The sequence below is a fragment of the Alloyangia mangrovi genome (genome assembly GCF_002300555.2).
GTDB classification, from domain to species: domain Bacteria; phylum Pseudomonadota; class Alphaproteobacteria; order Rhodobacterales; family Rhodobacteraceae; genus Salipiger; species Salipiger mangrovi.
The window spans coordinates 23554-50034 of record NZ_NTHN02000019.1; the positions used below are offsets into that span (position 1 = coordinate 23554).

The window sequence follows — 26481 nt, forward strand, 5'->3', positions numbered from 1 at the left end:
GGCGGTGCGGCAATGTGGGACGTCCCGGTCTCGGACCGGGCCGTTTCGCCGGTGATCCGCCGCGCCCCTCCCAAGGGGCATGTCGGCACCGAGCACCCGGTTTCCCAGGAGGGCCTGCTGTGAAGGTTCACATTCTCGACGACTGGTACGACTGCCTGCGCAGCCTGCCGTCCTTTTCCGTGCTCAAGGACCACGAGGTCACCGTCTGGACCGACCGCGCGCCCGATGCCGCCACGCAGGCCGCGCGGCTGAAGGGCGCCGAGGCGGTGGTGCTGTTCCGCGACCGCACCGCGATCACCCCCGAGCTGGCCGAGGCGCTGGACGGGGTGAAGCTGATCGCCATGCGCGGCCAGCACAGCCATGTCGATGCCGGGGCGCTGAGCCGCGCCGGGGTGCTCTTCTGCGCGAAGATGAGCAAGGACGGCCCGTCCACCTCGACCGCCGAGCTGGCCTTCGGGCTGATCATCGCGGCGCTGCGCCACTTGCCCGAGCAGATCGCCTCGGCCCGCGCCGGGGCCTGGCAGCGCCACGCGCCGCTGGGGCGCAACGTCGCGGGCAAGACGCTGGGGCTCTACGGCTACGGTGGCATCGCCAAGGTGGTCGCGGGCTATGCGCGCGCCTTCGGCATGGGGGTGCAGGTCTGGGCCTCGGAGGCGAGCCGCGCCCGCGCCGCCGCCGACGGGGTGACCGTCCCGGACAGCCGAACCGAGTTCTTCGCCAGCTCGGACGTGGTCTCGATCCACAAGCGCTTTCTGCCGGAGACCCGAGGCGAGATCACCGAGGCCGACCTCATGGCGATGCAGCCGGCCTCGGTGCTGGTAAACACGTCGCGCGCCGGGCTCATTGCGCCGGGCGCCCTGCTGGGCGCGCTGGAAGCCGGCCGCATCGGCCAGGCCGCGCTTGATGTCTTCCCCGGCGAGCCGGTCACCGATCCGGCGGATCCGCTGCTCTCTCACCCCCGGGTGATCCCGACGCCGCATGTGGGCTTTGTCACCGCCGAGGAGCTCGACAAGCAATTCGGCGAGATCTACGCGCTGGTGAACGCCTATGCGCAGGGCGCGCCGGTCGAGATGATCAATCCCGAGGTCTGGTCGCCCGCTCGAGGCTGAGCGCGAGGCGGGCAGGGAGCATGCCGAGCAAGTCCGCCTCGAGCGTCTCGCCTCCCTTGTTCTCCCGCCCAATAGGTGAGATCCTGCCGCACCTTACTTCGTGAGCAAGCCTCCCATGATCCCATCCCTGCTGCTGCCCGACGGCATGGCCGACGCGGTCTTCGCCCTGCTCATCGGGACGAGCTTCGCCGCCTCCTTCATCACCGTCGCCTTCGGCATCGGCGGCGGCGGTGTCCTCCTGGCGGTCATGGCGAGCCTGGTGCCCCCGGCGGCGCTGATCCCCACCCATGGCGTCATCCAGCTCGGTTCGAACTTCGGGCGCGCGGCGCTGACCTTCCGCCACATCCACTGGTCGGTGATCCCGGCCTTTGCGCTCGGCTCGCTGATCGGCGCGGCGGCGGGCGGCGTCATCGCGGTGACCCTGCCGCCGCCCATCATGCAGATCGGTATCGGCGGCTTCGTGATCTACTCGGTCTTTGCCAAGCCGCCCAAGGGGCTGCGCGACTGGCCCGCCGTCGTCGGTGCGGTGTCGAGCTTCCTCACCATGTTCTTCGGCGCGACGGGGCTTTTCGTGGCCACCTTCACCAAGTCGCAGGACCTGCCGCGTCACTCTTATGTCGCGACCCATGCAACGCTGATGACGGTGCAGCACGCGGTCAAGACGCTGACCTTCGGCCTGCTCGGCTTCGCCTTTTCGCACTGGGGAGCCTTCGTGCTGGCGATGATCGCCGCCGGCCTGCTCGGCACGGTGGCCGGAAAGCGGGTGCTCAACCGGATCGACGACCGCCGTTTCCGGCTGGCGCTCGACACCATCCTGATCCTGCTGGCGCTGCGCCTGATGTACGCGGGGCTGCGGGATCTTCTGGGCTGAGGGGCGCGTGGCCATGGCACACCCCGTACCTCGGGGAACGCCGCGCCAGGCCTCTCACTTGTCGAGGTTCCTCAACATCAGCCGCATGACGCGCAGGTAGGTCTCGAGGTCCTCCGCCGGGACGTCGGCAAGCATCCGTGCCTCGCAATCCAGCGCGATGGCTAGGATCTCCGCATGCACCTTCTGCCCCGCCTCGGTCAGCCACCAGCTGCGCCGGCGCGGATCGCTGTCCGGGGCCTCGTAGGTCGCAAGCCCCCGCGCTTCCAGCAGCTTGAGCGACCGGCTGGCCGCCGCCTTGTCGACGCGGATCACCTCGCAGATGCGGTTGGCCGTGATCTCGGGCTCGATGTTGAGCATCGCGATCACCCGCCAGTCAACGATCCCGAGGTCGAAGTCGCGCCGGTAGATGGCCGAGGTCTGCCGCTGCCAGGCGCTGCTCACCGCGTTGAGCAGGAAGGGCGCGTAATGGTCGATGTCGAGGATGCGGATCCCGGCGCGTGTCCGGGTCGGGCTCGAGATGCGGTCCATCGGCTGATCGGTCACGGTGCGGTGGCCCCTAGACGTTGTTGTTATGCGGCTGTCAGGTCATAATTCTTTTCCAGCAGGCTGTCACGGGTGGGCACCGCACCTCCGCCCAGCAGGCGCCGCGCCTGCATGTGGGTCCTGGCGTCGTTGATTGTCTCTACCGCGGTGAGGCAGCCGCCGCGGAACCGCAGGACCGCGCCACCCTCGAGCCCCACGCTCTCGTCGGACGGATCCGCCAGCCCGGCGATCTGCAGCTTGAGCTCGTGCTGGTCGGACCAGAACCAGGGCACGGCGGCATAGGGCGTGGTCTCTCCCTTCACGATGGCCTTCGCGATGCATCGGGCGTGGTCCGTGGCCGCCTGTACCGATTCCAGTCGCACCCTACGGCCGCTGGTCGCCTCGGGGAAGGCCGCGCAATCGCCGAGCGCAAAGATCTGCGGATCAGCAGTGCGCAGCGTGGTACCCACGACGATGCCATTGTCCACCTCGAGCCCGGCTTCCTGCGCCAACTCGACATTGGGGCGCACCCCGGCGGCGAGCAGGACGAGATCGGCAGTCACTTCCGTGCCGTCGGCGAGGAGAAGGCCGCTCTCGGTGACCTCGCTGACGCCATTGCCGAGATGCAGCTCGGTGCCGAGTCCCTCATGCAGGGAGCGGAACCGCTCGGACATCTCCGGCGAGACAGCGCGGGCCATGAGCCGGGGCGCGACCTCGGCAACGCTGACATTGTGGCCGAGCCCTGCCGCGACGGCGGCGAACTCAAGCCCGATGAAGCCGCCGCCGATCACCGCGATGCGGCGCGGCTGGTCGAGCGCGGCGCGCAGCGTGCGGGCATCCTCCAGCGTGCGCAGGTCGAGGGCGCGTTCGAGGCCGGGGATCGGCGGTCGCAGGTTGCGCGTGCCGGTGGCGAGGATCAGCGCGTCATAATCCAGCGTCTCGGAGCCGATGCGGACCTGCTGAGCCGCGCGGTCGATGGCATCCACCCAGATGCCCGGGCGCAGCGTGATTGCCTTGCTCTCGAAGAAGCTTGCCGGGCGCAGCGCCAGCTTGTCGGCCTCGCCGGTCTTGAGGTAGGCCTTCGACAGCGGCGGGCGCTGGTAGGGCAGCCCCGGCTCGCCGCCGATGAGGGTGATCTGCCCCTCGTGCCCCTCCTGCCGGAGCGACATGGCGGCCTGCAGGCCGCCCTGCCCCGCTCCGACGATGACGACATGGCCGCCGCTCATACCTGCTCCTCCGGCAGGTGCACCACCAGCCCGTCGTGCGCCTCGGTCAGCTTGATCTGGCACGACAGGCGCGAGCGCTCGGTGACTTCGCAGGCGGCGCTTTCGAGCATGTCCTCCTCGCCGTCCATGCGCGGGCCGGTGGCCTCGGCCCAGTCCTCCTCCACGTAGCAGTGGCAGGTCGCGCACATCATCGAGCCGCCGCATTCCCCGACGATGCCGTCGATCCCCTGTGCGATGGCGAGGCTCATGACGCTGTCGCCCGGATCGCCGTGAAGTTCGGTGCGTGTGCCGTCATGGGCGACGTAGGTTACCTTGACCATGGAAGGGTCTCCTCAGTTCGGAATGAGCGTGATGGGCAGGCGGTCGAGTGCCCGGATGGCATTGCCTGGGCGCCAGACCGGATCGCCCGCCGGCTCGATGCGGTCGACCCTCTCGATCAGCGCGCCAAGCACCGCCTCGAGCTCGCCGCGCGCGATGTTCTGACCGACGCAGCCGTGGATCCCCGCGCCGAAGGCGACATGGCCGATGGGCTTGCGGTCGATGCGGAACACCTCGGGATCGCCCCATTTGGCGGGGTCCATATTGGCGGCGGCGAGCACGCAGATCACCTTGGTGCCCTCCTCGACAGAGAAGCCCGCGATCTCGGTCGCGCGGCCTGCGGTGCGGCCGAAGGTGTGCACCGGCGAGGTGTAGCGCAGCACCTCCTCGAAGGCCGGGCGGATCAGCGAGGGGTCGCGCTTCAGCGCCTGCCACTGTTCCGGGTTCTGTGACAGGCACCAGAGCGCGTTGCCGATGCCGGTCACCGTGGTGTCGACCCCCGCCGACAGGAAGGAGCGCACCAGCATCCCCGCCTCGGCCTCGGTCAGCGTGCCGTCATCCGCCGAGGCGTAGACCATCGCGCCGAGCCCGTCGCCGGTCAGCCGGTCGCGGGTGCAGGCGGCGTTGATCCAGGGCACGATCTCTCCGGCGTGGCTCATCGCCTCGCGGCGCAGGGCGTTGTCGGGGCCGACGGCGTTGAACACCATGGCGCCGTAGTCGACGAGGTGGCGCGGATTGACGTCCTTCATGCCGACCGCTTTCGGAAAGACGGTGGTGGGGAAGGCCTCGGCCAGATCGGTGACCGCCTCGATGGTGCCCTTCGCGAGGAGCTGGTCGACCAGTTGCTCGGCGGTATCGCGGAAAAGATCGGCAAAGCCCTTCACCACCTTGGGCGAGAGCGCGCGGGACATGACCTTGCGGGTGCGGGTGTGGTCGGGTTGGTCGACCTCGAGGATGATCGACGGTGGCCGCCACGGATCCTCGAGCTTGAAATCGTTCAGGCCGACGCCGTGCGACGAGAGGAAATTCTCGTGGTCACTGAACACCTGACGGGTGGTCTCGTAGCGCCCCACGGCGAGCACGCTGTAGCGCGGAATGTAGACCACCTCGCCCAGCTCGCGCAGCCGGGTGTAGTAGGCCGACGGGTTGCGCAACAGCTCCGCATCATAAGGATCGATGTCCCAGACCGGGATACCGGCGGCGGGGGTGATGGGCTTGTGCCCTTCGATCAGGGTCATGGTGGAAAGCGTCATGGGGATCTCCTCGGATCAGGCGCTCATCGCGACGCCGACGTGGCGGTGCAGCAGCTCCGCATCCCGTCGCAACGCCGCTGCGGGCCCTTCGTGAACGATTGTGCCGTTGGCCATCAGCACGGCCCGGGTGGCGAAGGCGAGCGCGGCCTCGGCATGCTGCTCGACCAGCACCACGGCGCGGCTGCCGTCCTTGGCCAGCTCCTCGAAGACCGCCATGAGCTGCTCGCAGATCACCGGGGCGAGCCCCTCGAGCGGCTCGTCGAGCAGCAGCACATCGGGGCGGGTCATTAGCGTGCGGGCGATCGAGAGCATCTGCTGCTCGCCCCCCGAAAGCTGCGTGCCGCCGTTTCTGCGCCGCTCCTTGAGGCGCGGGAAGAGCGCGTAGGCCTCTTCGAGCGAGGCATCGCCGCGCAGGCACGACATCAGGTTCTCCTCGACGGTGAGCGAGGGAAAGATGTCGCGCGTCTGCGGCACCAGCCCGAGCCCGAGCGCGCTGCGCCGGTAGGGGGCCAGCCGGTCAATCTCCCGCCCCCCCGTAATGCAGGCTGCCGCCGTGCATCCGGGTCAGACCCATGATCGTGCTCAGCAGCGTGGTCTTGCCCGCGCCGTTGCGCCCGATCACCGCCAGCCGCTCGCCCGGCACGATGGACAGCGTGATGCCGCGCAGCACATGAGTGGGGCCGTACCCGGCGGTGACGTTCTTCAGCTCCAGAACCTTGTCAGACATGCGCCCCTCCGAGGTAAAGCTCGCGCACCTGCGCGTTGGTGGCGATCTCCTGCGGCGTGCCTTCGGTGAGGATGCGCCCCTGCACCAGCACCACGATCGAGCGGGCGACGCGGAACACGAGATCCATGTCATGCTCGATCACCAGCACGGCGAGATCCTCGGGCAGCCGTTCGATCGCCTCGATGATCAGATGCGTCTCGCTCGACGGCACGCCGGCTGCGGGCTCGTCGAGGATCAGCAGCCGCGGCTTCAGTGCGAGGCTGAGCGTCATCTCGACCAGCCGCTGCTGGCCGTAGGCCAGATCGAGCACCGGCCGGTCGGCGAGCGGGCCGAGGTCGAACTGGTCGATCAGCGCCGCCACCTCGGCCTCGATCGCCGTGCTGCCGCTGGCGCGGCGGAGCATGCGCGCTCCCAGCCCCTCGCGTTCCAGCACCGGCAGGCGCAGGTTCTCGCGCACCGTGAGGCGCGGGAAGAGCGTGGTGATCTGGAAGGTCTTGGCGATGCCGCGCCTGACCCGCTGCGCCTCGTCCAGCGCCGCGATGTCCTGCCCGTCGAAACGGATGGTGCCGCTTGTCGGGGCGAGGATGCCGGTGACGAGATTGGCGAAGGTGCTCTTGCCCGCGCCGTTGGGGCCGATGAGGGCCTTGCGCGCGCCGGGCGGCAGGTCGAAGTCGATGTTCTCGGACACCACCAGCCCGCCGAAGCGCTTGGAGAGACCCCGGACTTCGAGACCCGACGTTTCAGGACTTTGCATGGCGCTCTCTCCTGTTCAGGCGTTTCAGGGCGGTCGGCACATGCGCGATCCCGGCGGGCAGGAAGAAGACCACTGCCAGCACCAGCGCACTGATGACGAAAAGCCAGTTGAACGGATCGTTCGCGGCGGCGAGGTGATGCACAGCCATGAAGATCACCGTGCCCAGCACCGCGCCGTAGAGCCGCCCCGTACCACCGAGGATCAGCATGATCAGCGCCTCGGCCGAGAGCGAGAAGGAGAAGGTCTCGAGGCTGACGAGCTGGGTGATCTGTGCGGTGAGCGCCCCGGCGATCCCGGCAATGCCGCCGCCCAGCGTGTAGGCCGCGAGCCTGCGGCGGTAGACCGCCACGCCGATGGCGACCATGCGCTCGGGGCTTTCGTGGATGCCGCGCAGCGACAGCCCGAAAGGCGAGCGCCCAATGATCGCGAGCGCGACAAAGACCAGCAGCATGACCGCCAGCGCATACCAGTAGCCGGTGATGCCGATGAAATCGAACTCCCAGAGCCCCAGCACCTTGCCGGGCCGGATGCCCCGGAGACCGTCGGCGCCGCCGGTCACCTCGCGGGCACGGTTGGCGATCTCGGCGCAGATCTGCGCGACCGCGATGGTCAGCATGATCAGCGTGAGTCCCTGCGTGCGCATCAGCACCGCACCCGAGAGCGCCGCCAGCGCGGCCCCGGCCAGCGCGCCTGCCAGCAGCCCTGCCACCGGATCGGCCCAGACGTGGATCGCGAAGAGCCCCGCCGCATAGGCCCCCGCGCCGTACATGGCGGCCTGCCCCAGGGTGGCAATGCCGGCAAAGCCCAGCACGAGATCGAGTGACAGCACCAGCACGACCATGATGACGATGCGGGTCAGGAAGGCGAGGTTGTAGGGAAACAGGACATAGGCCGCGACGGCTGCGAGCAGCATCAGCAGCGGCGGAAGGAAACGTACCGCCATGCTCAGGCCCTCCCCATCAGCCGCGCGGCGCAGCGCCAGAAACAGGATGACGATACCGAAGAAGGTGATCGTCGCCATGTCGGGCACGAGGTAGCGGCTGGCGGTCTCGATCAGGCCGATGGCCAGCGCCGCAACGAAGGAGCCGAGGATCGAGCCGAGCCCGCCGATGGCCACGACGATCAGGAAGAGCACCATGTAGCGCAGCGGGTAATAGGCATCGATGGGCAGCAGTTCCGCCCCGAGGATGCCGCCAAGCGCCGCCAGTCCCGCGCCGAGCGCGAAGGTCAGCATGTAGATGCGCCCGGTATCGATGCCGAGCGCCGATGCGGTGTCGCGGTTGTCCACCGCAGCGCGCAGGCGGATTCCGAAGCGGGTACGGTCGAGCAGCGCCCAGAGGCCGAGGATCACCAGCGCCCCCACCGCGATCACCGCCGCGCGGTGCGCGGTCAGCTGGCGGAAGCCGAGATCGACCGAGCGGCTCAGCGGCTCGGGGAGCGGGATTGAGAGCAGCGACGAGCCGAGCAGCAGGTTCACCGTGGCGATCATCAGGAAGGTGAGGCCGATGGTGGCCAGCACCTGCTGCAGCTCGCCGAAGCCGTAGATGCGCCGGTAGACCAGGCGCTCGAGCGGCATGGCAATGAGAATGGTCCCGGCGACCGCGAGCAGGAGCGCAAGGCCGAAGGGCAGGCCCAGCCCGGCGCCCAGCCAATGCGCCAGCGCGCCGCCGATCAGGGCGAAACCGCCATGCGCGAGGTTCACCACCCGCATCAGCCCCATGGTGACCGACAGGCCGACGGCGATCATGAAGAGGATCATGCCGTAGGCAATGCCGTCGACCGCGATATTGAGAAGTAGGTTCATGGTGTGTCCCGTGGTTCGGTGGGAGGGGCCAGCGCAGGCCGGCCCCTCCTGCCAGTCACTGGTCCGTCACTCGGTCCAGCCGAGGTCGCCGACGGTGGCGATCACGCCGGTCTCGACGTTCTCCAGCAAGCCGCTCTCGGCGTTGCGCGCCACCTCGCGGATGTAGACGTTCTGGATGACCGTGCGGGTCTCCGGGTCCATCACGAGCGGGCCGCGCGGGCTTTCCCACTTGAGGCCGAGCGCCGCCTCGACCGCCGCCGGGCCGTCCGAGCCCGCCGCCGCCACCATCTCGTAGATCAGGTGCACGCCGTCATAGGCCCCGACCGACGCCCAGTTGGCCACCGCATCGGGATGCAGCTCGGTCAGGGCGGCGAGGAAGGCGCGGTTCTCGTCGCTGTCATGCGCGGGCGAGTAGTGGTAGGCGGTCTGCAGACCCACCGCCATGTCGCCGAGCCCCTGCAGGTTGGTCTCCTCGGTCTCCGCGGTGCCGAGGAAGGTGATCCCCGCCTCCCGCAGCCCGTTCTCGTTGTAGGTCTTGGTATAGGAGAAGGTGGGCGGACCGCCCGGCAGGAAGGTGAAGACCGCATCCGGCGCCTCGTCCTTCACGCGCTGCAGGATCGGGGTGAAATCGGTGGTCGAGAGCGGCATGCGGATGCTGTCCGTCACGGTGCCGCCCTTGGCCTCGAAGGCCCGCTTGAACGAGGTCTCGGCGTCGATGCCGGGGCCGTAGTCGCTGACCGTGGTGACCACGGTGCGAATGCCCTGCTCATAGGCCCATTCCGCCGCAGGAACCGAGACCTGCGGCAGCGTGTAGCTGGTGCGCAGGTAGAATGGGCTTTCCTTGTTGATGGCCGAGGTCGCGGCGTTGAAGATCACCGTCGGCGTCTCCGACTGGGTGATCACCGGGCCCACCGCCAGCGCGTTCGGGGTGAAGGTGAAGCCCGCGAGATAGTCGACCCGGTCGCGGATCAGCAGCTCCTGCGCCAGCGCGCGCGACTGGTCCGGGTTCACCCCGCCCACGTCCTTGTAGATGAAGCTGATCTCGTGCTCGCCAGCGGCCGTACCGTGCTGCGACTGGTAGGCCTCGACCGCCTGCTGGTACTGGATGCCATACTGGGCGAAGGGACCGGAGAAGGGCGCGATAACGCCCACCTTGATCTCATCCGCCGAGGCGCTGGCCGCACCGAGGGCGCAGACCGCCGCGACGGCAGTCAGGATCTTGCGTTCTGTCATGGTTTCCTCCCGTTGGAGCGACCCGATGCGGGCCGCCTCTGTCGCCTCTCCTCCAGAGGCGGGTTTCCTTGCCCGGCGGCGACACCCGCCGCCGAACGCGATGGCGCGCGAGGTCAGTGGTCGACGACGCTGCGCCGGACGCAGCAGAGGATCGATCGCAGGCCCACGCGCGCCTGCGTCATTCGTCCTGCATCAAGATTGGCCTCCCGGCGCGGCGCTCTCCTCAGCGCGAGAGTTGATTCATCAACTACAAGGCAGGGTGACGCCATCGAGTTGATATGTCAACCATGCATATTTTGAGCAAGAAAGGCTCGGCGCACTGCGTAAACGGAGCGCACCGCGCATGAAATCAAGTCATTGAATTAACATTGATATGATGTACGAGCGCATCCCAAGACGCTCTCTTCTCGACCCTAAAATCAAGGCCGCTGTCGCTTAGGCCGCCGCGCAGCCGTCCATCGCTTCGGCGATCACTTTCGCCGTCGTGCAACCCATCTCCCATGCGTTCACCAAGCCCTGCACAAAAGGGTGCCGCCGCAGCAGAACCGGCAGCGCGAGACAGTGAATACGGCCCGAGGTCGCTGCGCCAAGCGGCAGGACAAAATCCTCGAAGCGCAGCGGACGGGCAAGAATGTCGTCGCGCGCGAGCGACGGGAACCCGAGGTCCGAGAACTTCATCGCGGGCTGGCCGCGCGCGTCGATGATGATCTCGACCTCGGTCTCGACGTCATCGCCGGTCACGCGGTACCCGGTCCGCCGCTCGGACATCCGGCTGTCCTCGCCGAGGCGAAGCACCTCGAGCACCCCCGCCTCGCGCAGTGCCAGCAGGCGCCTGACCGAGAAATGCGGAACGCAGGCATAGCAATCGGTGAAGACCGGCTTCAGGGTGGCATGAAACGCCTCGACCTCGGATTCGGAGAGCTGCGGAATAAGCTCCTCGAAAAGCTCGTGCGCCCTGAGCAGCGCACTGCGCCAGGGGGTCGGGCGCTGCTCCGCCAAGGTTTCCTCGGCCAGCGCGAGATTTTCGCGCGCCCAGTCGAATGGGTCGGCCGCAAGACGTTCCGCGAAATAGGCGGTCCTGAACACGTCCCGCCCTATGACGCTGCCCCCGAGGCGGGTCAGCCAGTCTCCGTCCGCCTCTTCGAGATCGGCGAGGAATGCCCGGTAGGCCCGGTCGAGCAGCGGTCCTTCCCCTGCCGCGCAGGCGGCCAGCCGGGGCAGCTCCGGCAAGGGCAGCTGGTACCAGTAGTCCGCCTCCGGAAGCAGGCCCTTGCGGGACATCAGGCTAATCAGGAAATCATCCTGCCCCTCATCCGGCTGGTAGACCAGATCTCCGCCGACTTCGAGAAAGCGCCCGCGCGCGGACGCGACGGTCACTGCGACGTCAATTGCCGACAGCGAGCTGCCCAGCACGCCGATCCTGCGCTGCGGCAGCCGCGCCAGCTTCTCTGCCGGCCATGCCGACTGAAGCCGGGCCCCGCCCTCGGAGACCGAGTCGGGCCAACGATGGCCGGTGGCGAGCACCACGTCCGCATAGTCCGCCTTCGACGTGCCGGCGGGACTGCGCCAGATGACCTCGATCCCCTGCAGGCGCGGGCGAATGTCTTCGACCGTGTGGCGCAGGTGCAGCTCGATCCGGTGCCCTGCACGACGGCCGCGGGCGATCAGCTCGGCCATCTGCGCCGTGAAATAGGCCCCGAGCGCGAGGCGCGGATAGAAGGCGTCCTCGCCGATCTCCGCGTCGCGAAGGCCGAGCCGCGCGAGATCGGAGCGATCGAGACCGAGCAGCCAGTCGTTGAGCGACACGACCACCGGCGGCAGTTCCCGGCTCGCGATATTGGAGAGCATGGACGGCGTGTTCATCTCGGCGCTGTAGGGCATGCCGGGGCCCGCGGCGGGGCCCTTCTCGAAAATGTCGAGATGCAGGCGCGACGGGGTCTCTTTCAGGAGCGCGGCGAGCGTATACACGCCGGTCGGACCCGCGCCGATGATCGCAACCCGGTGCATCGCGGCGGGGCGATCCCCTTCGCTCCGGGTCGACTTGCATACAGGCCTGTTGCCGCGGGCCGTGGGACGGAGGGGGGTCTCGAAAGCCATGTGCAATCTTTGCTTGCTGGAGGGGGGAACCATCGTCCGTTAAGGCGAACTCGGAAGCGCGCGCGGAGTTCCGGTGGCCCGGGCATTTCGCGGATCGGCTATCGGATTGATCCAGGTGTCAGCACTGACTCGGGCATACGGGGCACCTTGCCGTATCGCACGGAACGGAGCGCCGAATTGCGCGTTGTGCTCGAACGGCTGCGCGGAGGACTGGCGACATGCCCACACCTCGCAGGCGGCCCTCAGCGAAAGAAGCCGAATGAGCGTCTACCTGCACGGACTTTCGACAGCCCTTCCCGCACATTGTCTGCATCAATCCGAGGTCAGGGCCCGCGCGGCCGAGATCTTCGAACGCAAGTACCCGGATTTCGACCGCCTGTCCAAAAGCTTCGACACCGCCGGGATCGACACCCGCCACTCGGTCGTCCCGCTCGAGTGGTTCTCGGAACCGCATGGATGGTCAGATCGCGCCGAGGCCTTCGCCTCGGGGGCAAAGGCGCTTTTCGTGGACGCCGCGCGGGCGGCGCTCCGCGAGGCCGGATGGCAGAGCGCAGAGGTCGATATCGTCGTCACCGTCTGTTCCACCGGCATCGCGACGCCATCGCTGGAGGCGCAGGCTCTCACCGAGATGGGCTTTCGCGATAGCGTGCTGCGTGTGCCGATCTTCGGGCTCGGCTGCGCGGGCGGCGTATCCGGGCTGGCGACCGCGGGGCTTTTGGCAGCCGGCCGGCCCGGAGCGAAGGTGCTGCTGGTCGTGGTCGAGACCTGCTCGCTCGCCTTCCGCGCGGATCGCCTGCAAAAGGCCGACATCATCGCGGCGGTGCTCTTCGGCGACGGCGCCGCGGCGGCCTGCCTCTCGGACGACATGCCATTGGACGGGCCAAGCATCCTGCTCGGCGCCGCCCATCAGAAGACATGGCCCGAGACGCTCGGGATAATGGGGTGGGACGTGGACGAGATCGGGTTCGGGGTGATCTTCGACCGCTCGATTCCGGAGTTCATCGCCCAGGAATTCGGCGCCGCGGCGCAAGAGGCCGTGCGGGCGACCCGCCTCGGGGATACGCCGATCGCGCGCTACGTCTGCCACCCCGGCGGCGCGAAGGTGGTCGAGGCGCTCGAAGGCGCGCTGCACATCGAACAGGGTTCGCTCGACGCCGAGCGCGAGATCTTGCGCCGTGCTGGGAACATGTCCGCCCCGACTGTGCTCTTCGTGCTGAAGGCGGTGCTGGACGCGGGCCGCACGGGGCAGATGATGGCCTGCGCCCTGGGTCCGGGATTCACCGCCTCCTTCCTTCCGCTCAGCGTCGGCGCAAAGGCGGCGTGATGGCCCCCGGCACGGCGCTCTTCCTCGGTTTCATCGTCCTGCAACGGCTCGGTGAGCTCGTGCTTGCCAAAAGGAACACGGCCCGGCTCTTGGCACGTGGCGGCGTCGAGGTCGGCGGCGGTCACTACCCGGTCATGGTGCTCATGCATGCCGCCTGGGTGATCTGCCTTCTGGTCTTCGGCCATGACCGGCACATCGCCTACGGCTGGCTCTGCGTCTTCGTGCTGCTGCAGGTGATGCGCGTGTGGATCATTGCCAGCCTCGGGCCGCGCTGGACGACGCGCATCATCGTCATCGACGGTCCCCTCGTGACGCGGGGACCGTTCAGGTACCTCGCCCATCCCAATTATACGCTCGTCGTGGCAGAGATCATCACGGCACCCATGGTGCTCGGGCTGACCTGGGTCGCGGTGCTGTTCACCCTGCTCAACGCCGCCATGCTGAGCTGGCGGATCCGGGTCGAGAACCAGGCGCTCGCGCCACTGCGTACGGGCGGCGACACCCCGCAGCATTGACCAGGCGGGAGACCCTCTGCCGCCTGGTCCGCGGGCCGGACAAGAGCCTGGTCCGCGCCGGGCTCAGGCCGAGGTGCCGGACGCGGCGGAAAGCTCGGCGATGATGCCCTCGAGGAACGTCACGCAGGTCGCGAGCTGCTCGAGGTCGACGAACTCGTTGGGCTTGTGCGCCTGTTCGATGGAGCCCGGTCCGACGATCACAGAAGGGATGCCGCCGATCTGCTCGAAGATGCCACCCTCGGATCCATAGGACACCTTGCCCGCCCAGGTTTCGGGCATGAGCCGCGCGTAGCGGGCATAGCCCGCCGTGTTGCGCGCCTCGCCCATCGGCGGATAGGAGAAGATCCGCTCGAAGCTGATCCCGGTGCCGGCGGTCTTCGCGGCCATCTCGGCGCTCACCTCGGCCTCGATCTGCGCCAGCAGCTCGGCCATGTCGGCCTCGGGATCCATGTCGGCGATCGAGCGCAGCTCGAAGGTGAAGCTGCAACTGTCGGGCGTCACGTTGGTGGCGACGCCACCGTCGATCATCGTTGCCAGCATGGTCGCATGCGGCACGGTGAAGTCGGGATCGAACGGCCCTTCGGTCTCGTAGCGCTTACCCCGCGCCGAGATCAGCGCGATCGCCCGGGCGGCATATTCGATGGCGTTGACATGCTCGGGCACGAAGGAGGAATGCCCCGAGGTGCCGGTGACATGCGCGCGCATGGCGATCTTGCCCTTCTGGCCGGTGACCAGCTCCATCATCGACGGCTCGCCGATGATCGCGAACTCGGGCGGCACCGGCAGCGCCGCGAGATGCCGCGCGATCGCCGGGGCGCCGAGGCAGCCGACCTCCTCGTCGTAGGAGAAGCACATGTAGACCGGCCGGGCGAGCGCGGCCCGCGCCAGCGCCGGAGCCACCGCCATGGCACAGGCGGCAAAACCCTTCATGTCGCAGGCACCGCGCCCGTAGAGCCGGCCGTCCCGGATCTCGGCCTTGAACGGGTCGCTCTGCCACTCGGGCTCGTCCGCCGGAACCACGTCGGTATGCCCCGACCAGACCATCCCCGCGACATCTTCGGGACCGAAGGCGGCCACGAGGTTGGCCTTTTCGCCGGTCTCGTCGGGCAGGATGGTGATCCGCCCGCCGAGACCCTCGAGATAGGCCGCCATGTGGTCGATGAGCGGCCGGTTGCCGTTGCGGGACACCGTATCGAAGGCGATCAGGTCGGCCAGGTGCGCCGCGGCACGCGTGATGCGCTCATCGGCATCCGTCAGGCTCTCGCTGTTCAGGCTCATTGCGCAAGTCGTCTTTCTGTCTTTGTCTTCTGGATTTCCCGCCGCACCGTGAGGGTCAGCACGAACAGGATGAGGACCGCGAAGATCCAGGTGATCGGCGAGGAGAGTAGCACCGAAATGTCCCCGCGCGAGATCGCCAGCGCCCGGCGCAGGTTTTCCTCCAGCATCGGCCCGAGGATAAAGGCGATGAGGAAGGGGGCCGCCGGAATGTTCAGCAGGAACATCCCGAAGCCGACCACGCCCATGATCAGCAGCACGGCCACGTCGAAGGTGCTCGAGGCGATCGAGTAGATGCCGAAGATGCACAGCAGCAGCACCAGCGGCGTCAGCAGGGTCTGCGGGATGTGCGAGACCTTGGAGAACATGCGCATGGTCACCTTGCCCGCGAAGAACAGCAGCACCGACGACACCAGCATGCCGATCAGCAGCATGTAGACCTCGTGAATGTTGGTCTGGAACAGCAACGGACCGGGGGTGAGACCCTGGATCATGAACGCCCCCAGCATGACGCCGGTGATCACGTCACCGGGCACGCCGAGCGCCAGCAGCGGGATCATCGTCGCGCCGCATGCACCGTTGTTGGCCGATTCCGAGGCCGCGATGCCCTCGAGCTCGCCCTTGCCGAAGTTCGCGCCGCGCTTCGAGCTGCGCTGCGCCTCGCCATAGGAGAAGAAGGCCGCCGAGGACGGGCCGATGCCCGGGATCGCACCCAGCACCGAGCCGATCACCGAGCCCTTTAGGATTGCCTTGAGCGAGCCCATGAACTCCTCGCGGGTCACCTGCTGCGCGCCGAGCGTCGCCGCCTCTTCCTTCTTGGCGACGCGCATCACCACCAGCTTGATCAGCTCGGGCAGTGCGAAGAGACCGATCAGAACCGGCGCGATCGACAGGCCGGCCTGCATGTCGGGGGTGAAGGCAAAGCGGAACGAGCCGTACATGTCCTCGCCCACGGTCGCCAGCAGCAGACCCAGCGCCGCCGAGACGAGACCGAGCAGCAGCGAACTGCCCGAGACGCCGGCGACGGTGGTCAGCGCGAAGAGCATCAGCATGAAGAACTCGGGCGGGCCGATGCGCAGGGCCAGCACGGCAAGCGGCGCGGCGAAGAAGATCAGCGACAGGTTCGAGATGAAATCGCCGATCACCGAGGAATAGAGCGCCATGTTCAGCGCCTTGCCTGCCTTGCCCTGCTGCGCCAGCGGGTAGCCGTCGAGCGCGGTGCAGGCCGCCGAGGCGGTGCCCGGGGTCTTGATCAGGATCGCCGAGACCGAGCCGCCGTAGGTCGAGCCCTTGTAAAGCGCGACGAGCAGCAGGATTGAGGGCACCGGCTCCATGTAGAAGGTGAACGGCAGCGCAAGCGTGACGGCCATGGTCCCGGTCATGCCGGGGATCGCGCCGACGATGACGCCGCCCCAGATGCCCGCGATCATGATCAGCAGGTTCTGCAGCGTCGCCACGGCGACCAGCGCGGAGAGGATTTCATTGAGCATAGGTATCTCCGATCAGAAGCCGAAGGGCTTCGTCAGCACGCCCTTGGGGAACTGCGTGCCGAGCGCGGAATGGAAGAACATCTGCAGCAGGATCGGCCCGCCGAAGGCGAGCAGCGCGACCCAGATATGATGGCCGCGCTCGCCGGTCATCAGCACGATGCAGAGCGTGAGCAGCACCGACGAAACCAGGAATCCGAGCAACGGAATGGCCACGAGGAAGAGCACGAAGGCGAGCATCAGCCCGGCGAACCGCGCGCTCATTCGGGCCGGGGAACTGCCGTCGGTCTCGACCGGCTCCTCGGCAGGTTGTTCGCGTGTGAAAGCGAAGATCAGCACCAGCGCGCCAAGCAGGATGCCGGCCAGCGAGACAGTGCGTGGCCACATGTCCGGCGGCGGGGCGAACCCCGGGATGAAGGCCGGGCGCGGCACGTAGACGGGAACGAGAACGAAGGCGGACAGCGCGAAGAAGGCGACAATGATCAGCCCCCGCAGGACGGGCTTGGGCATGGCGACGCTCCAGGAAAATGAGGGGGCCCCGGTCTGGGCTGGGGCGCGGAGAGGTGCGGCCCGCGTGATCGGGGCCGCGCCAAGTGTCAGGCCGTCAGGCAGGCGGTGCCTCGGCACCGCCCGGAGCGCTTGGCGCTCAGTTCGACAGGTAGCCGAAGTCCTGCGCGAGACCGTGGAACAGCTCGTATTGGCTCTTGGCGTAGTCGGTCATGTCGACGTCGCCGATGGTCGAGATCGAGCCACGGCGCGCCGCCAGGTCGAGCCACTTCTCATCCGTTGCGACCTTGCCCAGCACTTCGTGCCACTTGGCAACCACGTCCTCGGGCAGGTTCTTGGGGCCGTAGAGCGCGCTCCAACCGGCGATCTGGCCGGCCTTCTCGTAGCCGAGCTCGGCCGCGGTTGCGACCTCGGGCAGATCGTCCATGCGCTTGGGCGCAAACACCATCAGCGCCTTCATGTCGCCGCTCTGGATGTGCGGCATCAGCGAGGCGGCTGCCATGGCGACGAAATCGACGTGGCCGCCGAGCAGCGCGGTGGCGAGCTCGCCGCCCCCTTTGTAAGGCACCAGGGTCGCCGCGGTCAGCGGGTCGAGATCGTTGTCGGCCAGCAGCGCCTGCGTGGTGAAGCCGTCGATCGCGGTTGCGCCCGAGGCGGCGTAGGTCATCGCGCCGTTGCTGTCCTTGATCGCTGCCACCAGCTCTTCGACCGAATTGTAGGGCGCGTCACCGCGCACGGCGAGGATCATCGGCGTGGCTTCCAGCGCGCCGAGGAAGGTGTAGGCGTCCCACTCCACGGCATTGCCCGGGGTCACCGCCGGCGAGAGCGCCATGCCGACGCGGGCCAGCAGCAGCGTGTAGCCGTCCGCCTCGCCTTCGGAGACCGAGCGTGCACCGTTCATGCCGCCGGCACCGGGCTTGTTCATCACCGTCACCGGCTGGCCGAGGAACGGCTGCGCGGTTTCCGCCAGCGCACGGCCGGCAAGGTCCGAGGCGCCACCCGGGCCGTAGGGCACAACCAGCGTCACCGCCTGATCGGGATAGTCCTGTGCGGCCGCGGGGCCGGTTGCGGCGATCACCGCCAGGGCGATCGTTCCGAGAAGTTTCTTCATGATTACCTCACATCTGTTCCGGCAGGGCCGGACTGTTGGATGGGGTGCACCATTCACAGTATGCGGAAATTGACAATACCACACCAGTAATTGCATATTCTGCATACTGAGGGAGCGGTTTATGTTCAAGACACGGGAATTAGAGGCATTTGACGCCTACATGCGCCTTGGCGGCGTCAAGATGGCTGCGGAAGATCTCGAGGCAAGCCAGCCCTTGGTGAGCAGACTGCTGGCATCCCTCGAGGAGAAAGTCGGATTCGCCCTCTTCCGGCGCAAGCGCAACCGTCTTGCGCCGACGCCCGAAGCCTTTCGCTTTCACCAGACCGTGGTCCGCCACCTCGCCGGGCTGCGCGGGCTCGAACAGGAGGCGGTCGCCATCGCCAACGGCGAGGTCGGCCACCTGGTGATCGCGGCCCAGCCGATTTTCTGCGACACCTTCCTGCTCGACGCGCTGCGCGCCTTCCGCGACACCCACCCACAGGCCACGGTGCAGATCGTCGACGTCGGCATGGCCGAGATGCTGCGGATGATCAGCGAACAGCGCTGCGACCTGGCTTTCGGGATCACGCTGAACGCTGAGGCCTTCGGCGCCGAGTCCCGCCCGCTCGCGCATTGCGAGGCGCATTGCCTCCTGCCGAAGGGGCACCCGCTCGGCGATCTTGCCGAGATCCCCCTGCCCCGGCTGCGCAAGGAATGGTTCATCGACCTCGCCCAGGGCAGCCCTCTGCGCCAGCGCGTCGACCACATGATGGAGACGATCAACGTGCATCGCACCATAGCCGCCGAACTGCGCACCCTGCATGGGGTGGTCCGGCTGGTCGAACGCGGTGTCGGGGTGGCGATCGTCGACCCGGTGGCCAATCAGCTCATCGACCTCGAGAGGGTCTCCTCGCATCGGCTGATTCCGGCAATCACCTGGGACATCGCCCAGTTCGTGCCGCACGACCGCCCGTTGGGCTCGGTCGGCCTGGCATTCGCCGCAGCGGTCGCGACGGAGATAAACAACCTGAAGGCTGCCGGAATTGTAACCTGAAGTTGCCTCCGCACCGACCAACTCGGCAAGTCGGCGCCGAGAGCGCTAACAGTCAAGCATCTGACGTAACGAAATAATTACGAGCCTTCCCACCCCCCCGGCAGAGCTTCGCTCACCGGGCCACTGCGTCGCCGCGCCGCAGCGTGACAGGCACGACAGTCATATTAAAGTTGTGGAGCGCGGGTACGGTGGAGGTGCCTGTGCAAGGGAGGTGATTTCATGACTGTCAGTTTTGATACGGTACGTTCGTTGCGGAAATTGGTACGCCTCAAGCTCGGGGCGACCGACCTCGAAAAGGCCTTTTTGAATGCGCCTCAGCGCGAGCTGGAAAACCGCTCGCCTCGCGAAATTCTCGGGGATCGGGATTTCTACGAGGTCATGCGGCTCAGCGTCATGGTCTCGTCGATCGCGCCGCGCGAGCAGTCGGAGTCGCGGGCGGCCTGAGCGGCGCGCGCAGGACAGCCCGACCGGAGCAGGGTCTCACCGCTCCAACCTGAAATTGCCGCAGAGCCCGGACAGGTCACCGCCTCTCCGGGCTCTGTCGTTCCCGCCCCTCAATCGGCGCGCTGCAGGATGTGATCGCGGATCAACCGCGCCAGCCCGGCGGCATCGCTCGTTCTGACCGCCTCGACCATGTCGTAGTGCTCCTGCGCCGAACGCTCGATTCGCGAGCGGTCCAGCCATTGCGAAGCCGGGGCCGGCGAGGTGCGCATCCGCAGATCCGCGACCAGCGCCACCATTGCCGGGTTGCGCGCGCAGCCCAGCAGGGCGCCGTGGAATGCGAGATTGGCATCGTAAAGCAGGTGGAACGGGCCGTTGATCGCGATCTTCTCGAACTCCGCCGCCAGTCCCCCAAGCTCGACGATATCGGCCTCGACGGCGTTGCGGCAGATCGCCTCGGCAAAACCGGTCTCGATGGCGACGCGGATGTCGAGAACCTGATCGGCCTCTTCGGTGTCGGCCGGGTGAACCGAATAGCCCCGGTTCTTCTCGTGCCGGATCAGGCGGCGCCCGGCGAGCGCCTCGAGCGCCTTGCGCACCGGCGCGCGGCCGACGCCGTAGCGCTTCTGCAGGTCCACCTGCTTGAGCCACGAACCCGGCGTGAACTGCCCTGCGCGCAGATCCTGCGCCAGCCGTTCGATGATTTTCTCGGCGTCTTCTGACATCTCTTGTCCCTGTCCCCTCTCCCGGTTCTAGACCATGCCCTGCGGCAAAGGAATCGCTTCGTCGCCCGCCCCATGGCCTCCGGGCAGTGGCAGTTTTCAAACTGCCCAAACTTCGATCTTGCAATGTTACCAAAATTGGCACCAATAATGCAGCCAATATCAGGCAGGACCACGAAGGCAATCACAATGACCGTCAGCAACACCGACAGCATCTGGCCCCACGTGGACGCACGGGAGGAGGCCTTCTGCGCCCTGTCCGACCGGGTGTGGGAGATGCCCGAGACCAATTTCGCCGAACACCGCTCCTGCGCGGAACACGCCGAGATGCTCGAGGCCGAGGGCTTCCGTGTCACCCGCGGCGTCGCCGGGCTGCCGACCGCGGTCATGGGAGAGGCCGGAGACGGTGGGCCGGTGATCGCGATCCTTGGTGAATACGACGCGCTGCCCGGGCTCAGCCAGCAGGCGGGCGTCGCCGAGAAGACCCCGCTTCAGACCGGCGCGCCGGGCCATGGCTGCGGACACAACGTGCTGGGCGCGGGCTCGATGCTGGCGGCCGCGGCGCTGAAGGGCTGGCTCGAGGAGACCGGCCGCCCCGGCCGAGTGCGCTACTACGGCTGCCCCGCCGAGGAGGGCGGCTCGGGCAAGGGCTTCATGGTGCGCGACGGTCTCTTCGACGACGTCGACGTCGCCATCTGCTGGCACCCCGCGCCGCTCGCCGCGGTCAACACGCCGATTTCGCTGGCCTGCAACGAGATCCTCTTCGAGTTCGAGGGCCGCTCCTCGCATGCCGCCGCCGCGCCGGAGCTCGGACGCTCGGCGCTCGACGCGGTCGAGCTGATGAACGTCGGCGTGAACTTCCTGCGCGAGCACATGGTCGACTCGGCCCGCATCCACTACGCGATCACCGATGCCGGCGGCCACGCACCCAACGTCGTGCAGCCCTATGCGGCAGTGCGCTACCTGATCCGCGCGCGCGAGCTCGACGAGCTGCTGCCGCTGGTCGAACGGGTGCGCAAGGTCGCCGAGGGCGCGGCGCTGATGACCGGCACCACGGTGCGCGACCGGGTGCTCTCGGGCGATGCCAACCTGATCGGCAACACGCCCCTCGAAGAACTCATGCACGCCCAGCTCGAACGGCTCGGCCCGCCTGCCTTCGACGCCGAGGACCACCGCTTCGCCGAGGAAATCCGCAAGACCCTCACCGCCGAGGAAATCCGCGCCGCCTTCAAGCGCTTCGGCGTGGCGCCGCGGATGGACCTGCCGCTCTGCGATTTCATCGCGCCACTCACCCAGGGACAGGGCGGCGGCGTCGGCTCCACCGATGTCGGCACCGTGAGCTGGGTCGTGCCCACCGTCCAGGTGCGCGGCGCGACCTATGCCATCGGGACACCGGGCCATTCGTGGCAGCTGGTGGCGCAAGGTCAATCCGGCATCGCGCACAAGGGCATGGTCCATGCCGCCAAGGTGATGGCCGCCACCGCCAAGGCGGTCTTCGAGGACCCGGCGCAACTGGCCGCCGCCAAGGCGGATTTCGAGCGCCGCCGCGACGGGCGACCCTTCGTCAACCCGCTGCCCGATGACGTCGCCCCGGACCTGCCGGTTCCGGCCTGACCCCCAAGCGAAAGCAGACCATGGACCGCCCCGGATTCTTCGACCTGATGAGCTTCGGCCCCGACGGCTGGGCCCCCGCCCTGCTGCAGGCCACGCTGATGACCCTTGCAGTCGCCGGCACCGGCTACCTGATCGGCGGCACGCTCGGCGCGCTGCTGGCCTGGGCCAAGCTGCGCGGCGGCCCGGTGCTGCGCGGCATCGCCGGGACCTACACCACCGTGCTGCGCGGCATCCCCGACCTGCTGGTGATCTACCTCTTCTACTTCGGCGGCTCGATGATGCTGACCAAGCTGATGCGCGGCTTCGGCTACGAGGGCTTCGTCGACCTTCCCGGCTTCGCGGCGGGCGCCATGGCGATCGGCGTGGTGTCGGCGGCGCAACATGCCGAGGTTTTCCGCGGCGCCTACCGGGCGGTGAATCCCGGCGAGATCGAGGCCGCCAGCGCCATCGGCATGTCGCGCAGCACATTGTTCCGCCGCATCGTGCTGCCGCTGACCGCGCGCCACGCGCTGCCCGGCATGGGCAACGTCTGGCAGATCACCCTCAAGGAAAGCGCGCTGGTCTCGGTCACCGGGGTCGTCGAGCTGCTGCGACAGGCGCAGATCGGCGCCGGGTCGACCCGCCAGCCCTTCTACTTCTTCTTCGCCGCGGCGGTGCTCTTCCTCGTCGTGACCTGGGGCTCGGGGCTGATCCTCGGCCGCGCCGAGCGGCACTTCAACCGCGGCCTGCAGAGGTAACACGATGGACTTTCCCTTCCTCTGGCAGACCGTCCAGACGCTTTCCGCCGGCATCCCGCTGACGCTGCTGCTGGCCACGCTCTCGGTCTCGATCGGCGTGGTGATCGCCATCACCATCGCCGCCACCCGGCTCTGGGGGCCGCGCGCCCTGCAGCAGGCGGCGAAATTCTACGTTTTCGTCTTCCGCGGCACGCCGCTCCTCGTGCAGATGTTCCTCATCTACTACGGGCTCGGCCAGTTCGAGGCGGTGCGCAGCAGCTTCCTCTGGCCGGTGCTGCGCGAGCCCTTCTGGTGCGCCATCCTCGCGCTGTCGCTCAACACCGGCGCCTATGGCTCGGAGATCGTGCGCGGCGGGCTGCAATCGGTCGGCCACGGCCAGCGCGAGGCGGCCATGGCCTGCGGCATGTCGCCATGGCTGGCCTTCCGCCGCATCGTTCTGCCGCAGGCGGTGCGCCAGGCCCTGCCCGCCTATGGCAACGAGCTGATCCTGCTCTGCAAGGCCACCTCGCTCGCCTCGATGATCACCCTGATGGAGATCACCGGCCTTGCCGCCAAGCTGATCTCGGACACCTACCGGGTGATCGAGGTCTTCGCCGCCGCCGGGGCGATCTACCTCGCGATCAATTTCGTGCTGACCCGGCTCGTGGCCTTCGCCGACCACCGGCTGACCGCGCACCTGCGCCCGGTCGCCACGGGCAAACCCGCCCCCGACACCCGCCTGACAGGAGCCAAGCCATGACCTCTCCCGCCATCCGCCTGCGCGGCCTGCGCAAATCCTTCGGCGCGAACGAGGTGCTGCGCGGCGTCGACCTCGAGGCGCGCCAGGGCGAGGTGGTCTCGATCCTCGGCTCCTCGGGCTCGGGAAAATCCACCATGCTGCGCTGCATCAACCTTCTGGAGACGCCCTCGGGCGGCGAGGTCTGGATCGGCGACGAGCGCATCGAGCTGGTCACTGACCGCGCCGGACGGGCAAAGCCCGTCGACCCGGTGAAGGTGCAGAAGCTGCGCGCCAGGGTCGGCATGGTGTTCCAGTCCTTCAACCTCTGGTCCCACAAGACCGTGCTCGAGAACGTCATGGAAGCGCCGATCCACGTGCTCGGCCGCTCGAAGGCCGAGGCAAAGGACGAGGCGCTCTCCTTCCTCGACAAGGTCGGCATCGCCGCCAAGCGCGACGCCTATCCCGCGCAGCTCTCGGGCGGCCAGCAGCAGCGCGCCGCCATCGCCCGCGCGCTCGCCATGCACCCCGACGTGATGCTCTTCGACGAGCCGACCTCGGCGCTCGATCCCGAGCTGGTGGGCGAGGTGCTGCGGGTGATGCGTGGCCTCGCGGAAGAAGGCCGCACCATGCTCGTCGTCACCCACGAAATGGGCTTTGCCCGCGACGTCTCGAACCGCGTCGTCTTCCTCCACGAGGGGCAGATCGACTGCGAGGGCAGCCCGGCCGAGCTTTTCGGCGGCGGCGGCTCCGACCGTTTCCAGCGCTTCGCCACGACCTGACCGGCGCTCCTCACCGAACAGACCAACCAAAGACCAACAAGGGAATACACCATGAAAAAGACCCTCATCGCCGCGACGCTCGGCCTGACCGCCCTGGCCGCAACCGCCGAGGCCAAGGACTGGACCCACGTCACCATCGCCACCGAGGGCGCCTTTGCGCCGTGGAACTTCACCGAGGCCGACGGCACGCTGACCGGCTACGAGGTCGATCTCTACAAGGTGCTCTGCGAGCGGATGGAGGTTGAATGCACCCTCGTCGCGCAGAACTGGGATGGCATCATCCCCGGCCTGCTCGCCGGCAAGTACGACGCGATCATGGCCGGCATGTCGGCCACTGCGAAGCGCGAAGAGGTGATCTCCTTCTCGCAGCCCTACGGCTCCACCGGCCAGACCTTCGGGGTGCTCAAGGGCAGCGATCTCGAGGAACTGCCGCTGAAGGGCGAGGTGTTCAACCTCGCCAACAACCCCGATGGGGCGGCCGAGGCGATCGAGGCGATCCGCCCGATGCTGAAGGGCAAGACCATCGGCGTGCAGAGCTCGGCGATCTCGGCCCGTTTCATGCAGGAGACCTTCGGCGACGAGCTGACCATCCGCGAGTACAAGGCGACCGAGCAGCATGACCTCGACCTGCTGGCCGGGCGCATCGACGCCGTGATCGCCTCGCCCGCCTACCTGATGACCACGATCAAGGAACCGGCCAACGCCGAGATGACCATGGCAGGCCCGCGCTTCCAGGGCGGCATCCTCGGCCGCGGCTCCTCGGTCGGCCTGCGCAAGGAAGACACCGAGCTGCGCGAGATGTTCGACAAGGCGCTGGATTCGGTGAAGGCCGATGGCACCACCAAGGCGCTTTCGGAGAAATGGTTCGGCTTCGACGTCACCGTCTACTGAGCCCACTCCCAACGCCACGCCGGCAGCCCCCGGGCTGCCGGCCTCCGTCTCCGCGAGGGCGGCGCGCAGTTGCGGGACGCGCCTGAACCGGCTCTACTCGTCACGAGCGGACTCACCGATGGAGCGGCGATGAGCGACAATCCCTATGACGTGCTCGGCGTGAAGAAGACCGCCAGCGCCGACGAAATCAAGAAGGCCTACCGAAGGATCGCCAAGGAGAGCCATCCCGATCTGCACCCCGGCGATTCGACCTCAGAAGCGCGGTTCAAAGCGGCGGGCGCCGCCTTCGAGCTGCTGAAGGACCCCGAGAAGCGCGCCCGCTTCGACCGCGGCGAGATCGACGCGAGCGGGCAGGAACGCCCGCAGGAGCGCCGCTTCTACCGCGATTTCGCCGAACAGGCCGACAACCCCTATCGTCAGGACCCGCGCTACGAGGACTTCGGTGGTGCAGAGGACATCTTCGCCGAGTTCCTGCGCCGCCAGGCCGGCGGCCGCGGCTCCGGACAGGCACAGGGCCAGGGCGGCTACAGCTTCCGAGCCCGCGGCGCCGATGCGCAATATGCGCTCGAGGTGCCCTTCCTCGACGCGGCGAACGGCGGCTCCATGCGGATCACCCTGCCCGGTGGCGGCAATCTCGAGGTGAAGATCCCCAAGGGCGTTGCCGACGGCACAACCCTGCGGCTGCGCGGCAAGGGCGGGCCGGGCATCGGCGGCGGCGCGCCGGGCGACGCCTATGTGACCCTCTCGATCCAGCCGCATCCGCTCTTCCGCCGCGAGGGCGACGACATCGTCATCTCGCTGCCGATCACCCTTACGAGGCGACCCTCGGGGCCAAGGTCGAGGCGCCCACGATCGCCGGGCCGGTCAAGGTCACCATCCCCAAAGGTGCCAGCAGCGGCCAGACCCTGCGCCTGCGGGGCCGTGGCGTCGCCGCCGCGGGCCGCCCCGCTGGCGACCAGCGCATCGAGCTGCAGATCGTCATGCCCAAGACGGTCGACGACGGGCTCGCCGACTTCATGGAGGACTGGGCCAAGGCCCACCCGTATGATCCGCGCAAGGGCTGGAGGGCTTGAGCATGACCCGCATCTTCTACTCCGAGGAACAAGCCATCGCCGCCGTCGGGCGGCTCGACCACGCGCGCCTCACCCGCTTCCTGCGCGCCGAGGTGATCGCTCCCGCCGAGGCGAGCGGCCGGGCGGTCTACCGGCAGGTCGACATCGCCCGGATGGAGCTGCTCTGCGATCTCTGCGACGACTTCGAGCTGAACGACGACGCGCTCGGCATGGTCATGCAGCTCATCGACCAGTTGCATGGCACCCGCGGCGATCTCGCCGCGCTCCTGCGCGCGCTCGGCGAAGAGCCCGATGAGGTCAGGAACCGCGTGCAGGGCCGGCTCGGGCGTTAGCCTCCGGC

General features: G+C 67.9%; 28 protein-coding genes and 1 pseudogene. 14 read left to right on the forward strand and 15 right to left on the reverse strand.

What is annotated here, in order from left to right:
• The first annotated feature begins 119 nt into the window (after positions 1-119).
• Together CLG85_RS11950 and CLG85_RS11955 are read left to right on the forward strand one after the other, a co-directional pair.
• A complete protein-coding gene (locus CLG85_RS11950) occupies positions 120-1109 on the forward strand; it encodes an NAD(P)-dependent oxidoreductase (protein ID WP_260348945.1) in 990 nt (329 codons plus the stop codon).
• A 115-nt stretch (positions 1110-1224) separates the two neighbouring features.
• On the forward strand, positions 1225-1980 hold the full coding sequence (locus tag CLG85_RS11955; protein ID WP_095881730.1) for a sulfite exporter TauE/SafE family protein: 756 nt from the start codon (positions 1225-1227) through the stop codon (positions 1978-1980).
• A gap of 54 nt (positions 1981-2034) precedes the next feature.
• On the opposite strand, the gene CLG85_RS11960 is transcribed toward CLG85_RS11955, so the two are convergent.
• The 10 genes from CLG85_RS11960 to CLG85_RS12005 form a co-directional block, all read right to left on the reverse strand.
• Entirely contained in the window at positions 2035-2523 is a 489-nt protein-coding gene (locus tag CLG85_RS11960) for a MarR family winged helix-turn-helix transcriptional regulator (RefSeq protein ID WP_095881731.1), read from the reverse strand.
• Positions 2524-2549: 26 nt separating this feature from the next.
• Positions 2550-3728, reverse strand: coding sequence for an NAD(P)/FAD-dependent oxidoreductase (locus CLG85_RS11965; protein WP_095881732.1), 1179 nt, complete (start codon positions 3726-3728; stop codon positions 2550-2552).
• The gene (locus tag CLG85_RS11970; protein WP_095881733.1) at positions 3725-4048 is read right to left on the reverse strand and encodes a 2Fe-2S iron-sulfur cluster-binding protein; all 324 of its coding nucleotides are present in this window, start codon (positions 4046-4048) and stop codon (positions 3725-3727) included. The genes CLG85_RS11965 and CLG85_RS11970 overlap by 4 nt, the downstream gene beginning before the upstream one ends.
• Positions 4049-4060: 12 nt before the next feature.
• On the reverse strand, positions 4061-5299 hold the full coding sequence (locus CLG85_RS11975; protein WP_235865356.1) for a cytochrome P450: 1239 nt from the start codon (positions 5297-5299) through the stop codon (positions 4061-4063).
• Between the two features lie 15 nt (positions 5300-5314).
• Positions 5315-5773, reverse strand: coding sequence for an ABC transporter ATP-binding protein (locus CLG85_RS11980; RefSeq protein WP_260348946.1), 459 nt, complete (start codon positions 5771-5773; stop codon positions 5315-5317).
• Positions 5774-5816: 43 nt separating this feature from the next.
• A complete protein-coding gene (locus tag CLG85_RS11985; protein ID WP_260348947.1) occupies positions 5817-6026 on the reverse strand; it encodes an ATP-binding cassette domain-containing protein in 210 nt (69 codons plus the stop codon).
• The gene (locus CLG85_RS11990) at positions 6019-6780 is read right to left on the reverse strand and encodes an ABC transporter ATP-binding protein (RefSeq protein WP_095881735.1); all 762 of its coding nucleotides are present in this window, start codon (positions 6778-6780) and stop codon (positions 6019-6021) included. The genes CLG85_RS11985 and CLG85_RS11990 overlap by 8 nt, the downstream gene beginning before the upstream one ends.
• Positions 6767-8584 (reverse strand): ABC transporter permease, encoded by a 1818-nt coding sequence (locus CLG85_RS11995; RefSeq protein ID WP_260348948.1) that lies wholly within the window; start codon positions 8582-8584, stop codon positions 6767-6769. Before CLG85_RS11995 ends, CLG85_RS11990 begins: the two co-directional genes overlap by 14 nt.
• A gap of 66 nt (positions 8585-8650) precedes the next feature.
• Positions 8651-9817 (reverse strand): ABC transporter substrate-binding protein, encoded by a 1167-nt coding sequence (locus CLG85_RS12000; protein ID WP_095881737.1) that lies wholly within the window; start codon positions 9815-9817, stop codon positions 8651-8653.
• A 435-nt stretch (positions 9818-10252) separates the two neighbouring features.
• Positions 10253-11824, reverse strand: a complete 1572-nt coding sequence (locus CLG85_RS12005) for an FAD/NAD(P)-binding protein (RefSeq protein ID WP_176476546.1) — start codon at positions 11822-11824, stop codon at positions 10253-10255.
• Between the two features lie 349 nt (positions 11825-12173).
• On the opposite strand from CLG85_RS12005, the gene CLG85_RS12010 reads away from it, so the two are divergent.
• Together CLG85_RS12010 and CLG85_RS12015 are read left to right on the forward strand one after the other, a co-directional pair.
• Positions 12174-13238, forward strand: a complete 1065-nt coding sequence (locus tag CLG85_RS12010; RefSeq protein WP_095881739.1) for a type III polyketide synthase — start codon at positions 12174-12176, stop codon at positions 13236-13238.
• On the forward strand, positions 13238-13753 hold the full coding sequence (locus CLG85_RS12015; protein WP_095881740.1) for an isoprenylcysteine carboxyl methyltransferase family protein: 516 nt from the start codon (positions 13238-13240) through the stop codon (positions 13751-13753). Before CLG85_RS12010 ends, CLG85_RS12015 begins: the two co-directional genes overlap by 1 nt.
• A gap of 63 nt (positions 13754-13816) precedes the next feature.
• Here the strand turns inward: CLG85_RS12015 and argE are convergent, their stop codons facing one another.
• The 4 genes from argE to CLG85_RS12035 all read right to left on the reverse strand — a co-directional run bounded on the left by argE (position 13817) and on the right by CLG85_RS12035 (position 18133).
• A complete protein-coding gene (gene argE / locus CLG85_RS12020) occupies positions 13817-15031 on the reverse strand; it encodes an acetylornithine deacetylase (RefSeq protein WP_095881741.1) in 1215 nt (404 codons plus the stop codon).
• Positions 15028-16518 carry a tripartite tricarboxylate transporter permease gene (locus tag CLG85_RS12025; RefSeq protein ID WP_095881742.1) on the reverse strand — a complete coding sequence of 497 codons (1491 nt, stop codon included), beginning with the start codon at positions 16516-16518 and terminating at the stop codon, positions 15028-15030. Before CLG85_RS12025 ends, argE begins: the two co-directional genes overlap by 4 nt.
• 12 nt (positions 16519-16530) lie before the next feature.
• Positions 16531-17025 carry a tripartite tricarboxylate transporter TctB family protein gene (locus tag CLG85_RS12030; RefSeq protein WP_095881743.1) on the reverse strand — a complete coding sequence of 165 codons (495 nt, stop codon included), beginning with the start codon at positions 17023-17025 and terminating at the stop codon, positions 16531-16533.
• 136 nt (positions 17026-17161) lie between these two features.
• A complete protein-coding gene (locus tag CLG85_RS12035) occupies positions 17162-18133 on the reverse strand; it encodes a Bug family tripartite tricarboxylate transporter substrate binding protein (protein ID WP_095881744.1) in 972 nt (323 codons plus the stop codon).
• Between the two features lie 121 nt (positions 18134-18254).
• Between CLG85_RS12035 and CLG85_RS12040 the strand changes: the two genes are divergently transcribed.
• Positions 18255-19166, forward strand: coding sequence for a LysR substrate-binding domain-containing protein (locus CLG85_RS12040; RefSeq protein WP_095881745.1), 912 nt, complete (start codon positions 18255-18257; stop codon positions 19164-19166).
• Between the two features lie 219 nt (positions 19167-19385).
• Positions 19386-19610 carry a hypothetical protein gene (locus CLG85_RS12045; RefSeq protein ID WP_095881746.1) on the forward strand — a complete coding sequence of 75 codons (225 nt, stop codon included), beginning with the start codon at positions 19386-19388 and terminating at the stop codon, positions 19608-19610.
• A 110-nt stretch (positions 19611-19720) separates the two neighbouring features.
• Here the strand turns inward: CLG85_RS12045 and CLG85_RS12050 are convergent, their stop codons facing one another.
• A complete protein-coding gene (locus CLG85_RS12050) occupies positions 19721-20332 on the reverse strand; it encodes a GntR family transcriptional regulator (RefSeq protein ID WP_095881747.1) in 612 nt (203 codons plus the stop codon).
• A gap of 186 nt (positions 20333-20518) precedes the next feature.
• Here CLG85_RS12050 and CLG85_RS12055 point away from each other — a divergent pair, with 186 nt between their 5' ends.
• The 8 genes and pseudogenes from CLG85_RS12055 to CLG85_RS12085 all read left to right on the forward strand — a co-directional run bounded on the left by CLG85_RS12055 (position 20519) and on the right by CLG85_RS12085 (position 26473).
• Entirely contained in the window at positions 20519-21943 is a 1425-nt protein-coding gene (locus CLG85_RS12055; protein WP_095881748.1) for a M20 family metallopeptidase, read from the forward strand.
• A gap of 20 nt (positions 21944-21963) precedes the next feature.
• Positions 21964-22680, forward strand: a complete 717-nt coding sequence (locus CLG85_RS12060; protein ID WP_095881749.1) for an ABC transporter permease — start codon at positions 21964-21966, stop codon at positions 22678-22680.
• Between the two features lie 4 nt (positions 22681-22684).
• A complete protein-coding gene (locus CLG85_RS12065; protein WP_095881750.1) occupies positions 22685-23419 on the forward strand; it encodes an ABC transporter permease in 735 nt (244 codons plus the stop codon).
• Positions 23416-24177 carry an ABC transporter ATP-binding protein gene (locus CLG85_RS12070; protein WP_095881751.1) on the forward strand — a complete coding sequence of 254 codons (762 nt, stop codon included), beginning with the start codon at positions 23416-23418 and terminating at the stop codon, positions 24175-24177. The genes CLG85_RS12065 and CLG85_RS12070 overlap by 4 nt, the downstream gene beginning before the upstream one ends.
• A gap of 51 nt (positions 24178-24228) precedes the next feature.
• Positions 24229-25068: a transporter substrate-binding domain-containing protein gene (locus tag CLG85_RS12075; RefSeq protein ID WP_095881752.1), complete on the forward strand. Its 840-nt coding sequence runs from the start codon at positions 24229-24231 to the stop codon at positions 25066-25068.
• A 129-nt stretch (positions 25069-25197) separates the two neighbouring features.
• Positions 25198-25794: pseudogene (locus CLG85_RS12080) on the forward strand (DnaJ domain-containing protein); the annotation flags it as partial.
• A gap of 125 nt (positions 25795-25919) precedes the next feature.
• Positions 25920-26141, forward strand: a complete 222-nt coding sequence (locus tag CLG85_RS28080; RefSeq protein ID WP_512699370.1) for a DnaJ C-terminal domain-containing protein — start codon at positions 25920-25922, stop codon at positions 26139-26141.
• Positions 26142-26143: 2 nt separating this feature from the next.
• Positions 26144-26473: a hypothetical protein gene (locus CLG85_RS12085; RefSeq protein WP_095884448.1), complete on the forward strand. Its 330-nt coding sequence runs from the start codon at positions 26144-26146 to the stop codon at positions 26471-26473.
• The last annotated feature ends 8 nt before the right edge of the window (positions 26474-26481 follow it).

Bases quoted from the DNA above. Each gene is read 5' to 3' on its own strand.
- CLG85_RS11955 (WP_095881730.1), top strand. From the start codon at position 1,225: ATGATCCCATCCCTGCTGCTGCCCGACGGCATGGCCGACGCGGTCTTC.
- CLG85_RS11965 (WP_095881732.1), bottom strand. From the start codon at position 3,728: ATGAGCGGCGGCCATGTCGTCATCGTCGGAGCGGGGCAGGGCGGCCTG.
- CLG85_RS11970 (WP_095881733.1), bottom strand. From the start codon at position 4,048: ATGGTCAAGGTAACCTACGTCGCCCATGACGGCACACGCACCGAACTT.
- CLG85_RS11975 (WP_235865356.1), bottom strand. From the start codon at position 5,299: ATGACGCTTTCCACCATGACCCTGATCGAAGGGCACAAGCCCATCACC.
- CLG85_RS11985 (WP_260348947.1), bottom strand. From the start codon at position 6,026: ATGTCTGACAAGGTTCTGGAGCTGAAGAACGTCACCGCCGGGTACGGC.
- CLG85_RS11990 (WP_095881735.1), bottom strand. From the start codon at position 6,780: ATGCAAAGTCCTGAAACGTCGGGTCTCGAAGTCCGGGGTCTCTCCAAG.
- CLG85_RS11995 (WP_260348948.1), bottom strand. From the start codon at position 8,584: ATGAACCTACTTCTCAATATCGCGGTCGACGGCATTGCCTACGGCATG.
- CLG85_RS12000 (WP_095881737.1), bottom strand. From the start codon at position 9,817: ATGACAGAACGCAAGATCCTGACTGCCGTCGCGGCGGTCTGCGCCCTC.
- CLG85_RS12005 (WP_176476546.1), bottom strand. From the start codon at position 11,824: ATGCACCGGGTTGCGATCATCGGCGCGGGTCCGACCGGCGTGTATACG.
- CLG85_RS12010 (WP_095881739.1), top strand. From the start codon at position 12,174: ATGAGCGTCTACCTGCACGGACTTTCGACAGCCCTTCCCGCACATTGT.
- CLG85_RS12015 (WP_095881740.1), top strand. From the start codon at position 13,238: ATGGCCCCCGGCACGGCGCTCTTCCTCGGTTTCATCGTCCTGCAACGG.
- argE (WP_095881741.1), bottom strand. From the start codon at position 15,031: ATGAGCCTGAACAGCGAGAGCCTGACGGATGCCGATGAGCGCATCACG.
- CLG85_RS12025 (WP_095881742.1), bottom strand. From the start codon at position 16,518: ATGCTCAATGAAATCCTCTCCGCGCTGGTCGCCGTGGCGACGCTGCAG.
- CLG85_RS12030 (WP_095881743.1), bottom strand. From the start codon at position 17,025: ATGCCCAAGCCCGTCCTGCGGGGGCTGATCATTGTCGCCTTCTTCGCG.
- CLG85_RS12035 (WP_095881744.1), bottom strand. From the start codon at position 18,133: ATGAAGAAACTTCTCGGAACGATCGCCCTGGCGGTGATCGCCGCAACC.
- CLG85_RS12040 (WP_095881745.1), top strand. From the start codon at position 18,255: ATGTTCAAGACACGGGAATTAGAGGCATTTGACGCCTACATGCGCCTT.
- CLG85_RS12045 (WP_095881746.1), top strand. From the start codon at position 19,386: ATGACTGTCAGTTTTGATACGGTACGTTCGTTGCGGAAATTGGTACGC.
- CLG85_RS12050 (WP_095881747.1), bottom strand. From the start codon at position 20,332: ATGTCAGAAGACGCCGAGAAAATCATCGAACGGCTGGCGCAGGATCTG.
- CLG85_RS12055 (WP_095881748.1), top strand. From the start codon at position 20,519: ATGACCGTCAGCAACACCGACAGCATCTGGCCCCACGTGGACGCACGG.
- CLG85_RS12060 (WP_095881749.1), top strand. From the start codon at position 21,964: ATGGACCGCCCCGGATTCTTCGACCTGATGAGCTTCGGCCCCGACGGC.
- CLG85_RS12065 (WP_095881750.1), top strand. From the start codon at position 22,685: ATGGACTTTCCCTTCCTCTGGCAGACCGTCCAGACGCTTTCCGCCGGC.
- CLG85_RS12070 (WP_095881751.1), top strand. From the start codon at position 23,416: ATGACCTCTCCCGCCATCCGCCTGCGCGGCCTGCGCAAATCCTTCGGC.
- CLG85_RS12075 (WP_095881752.1), top strand. From the start codon at position 24,229: ATGAAAAAGACCCTCATCGCCGCGACGCTCGGCCTGACCGCCCTGGCC.
- CLG85_RS12085 (WP_095884448.1), top strand. From the start codon at position 26,144: ATGACCCGCATCTTCTACTCCGAGGAACAAGCCATCGCCGCCGTCGGG.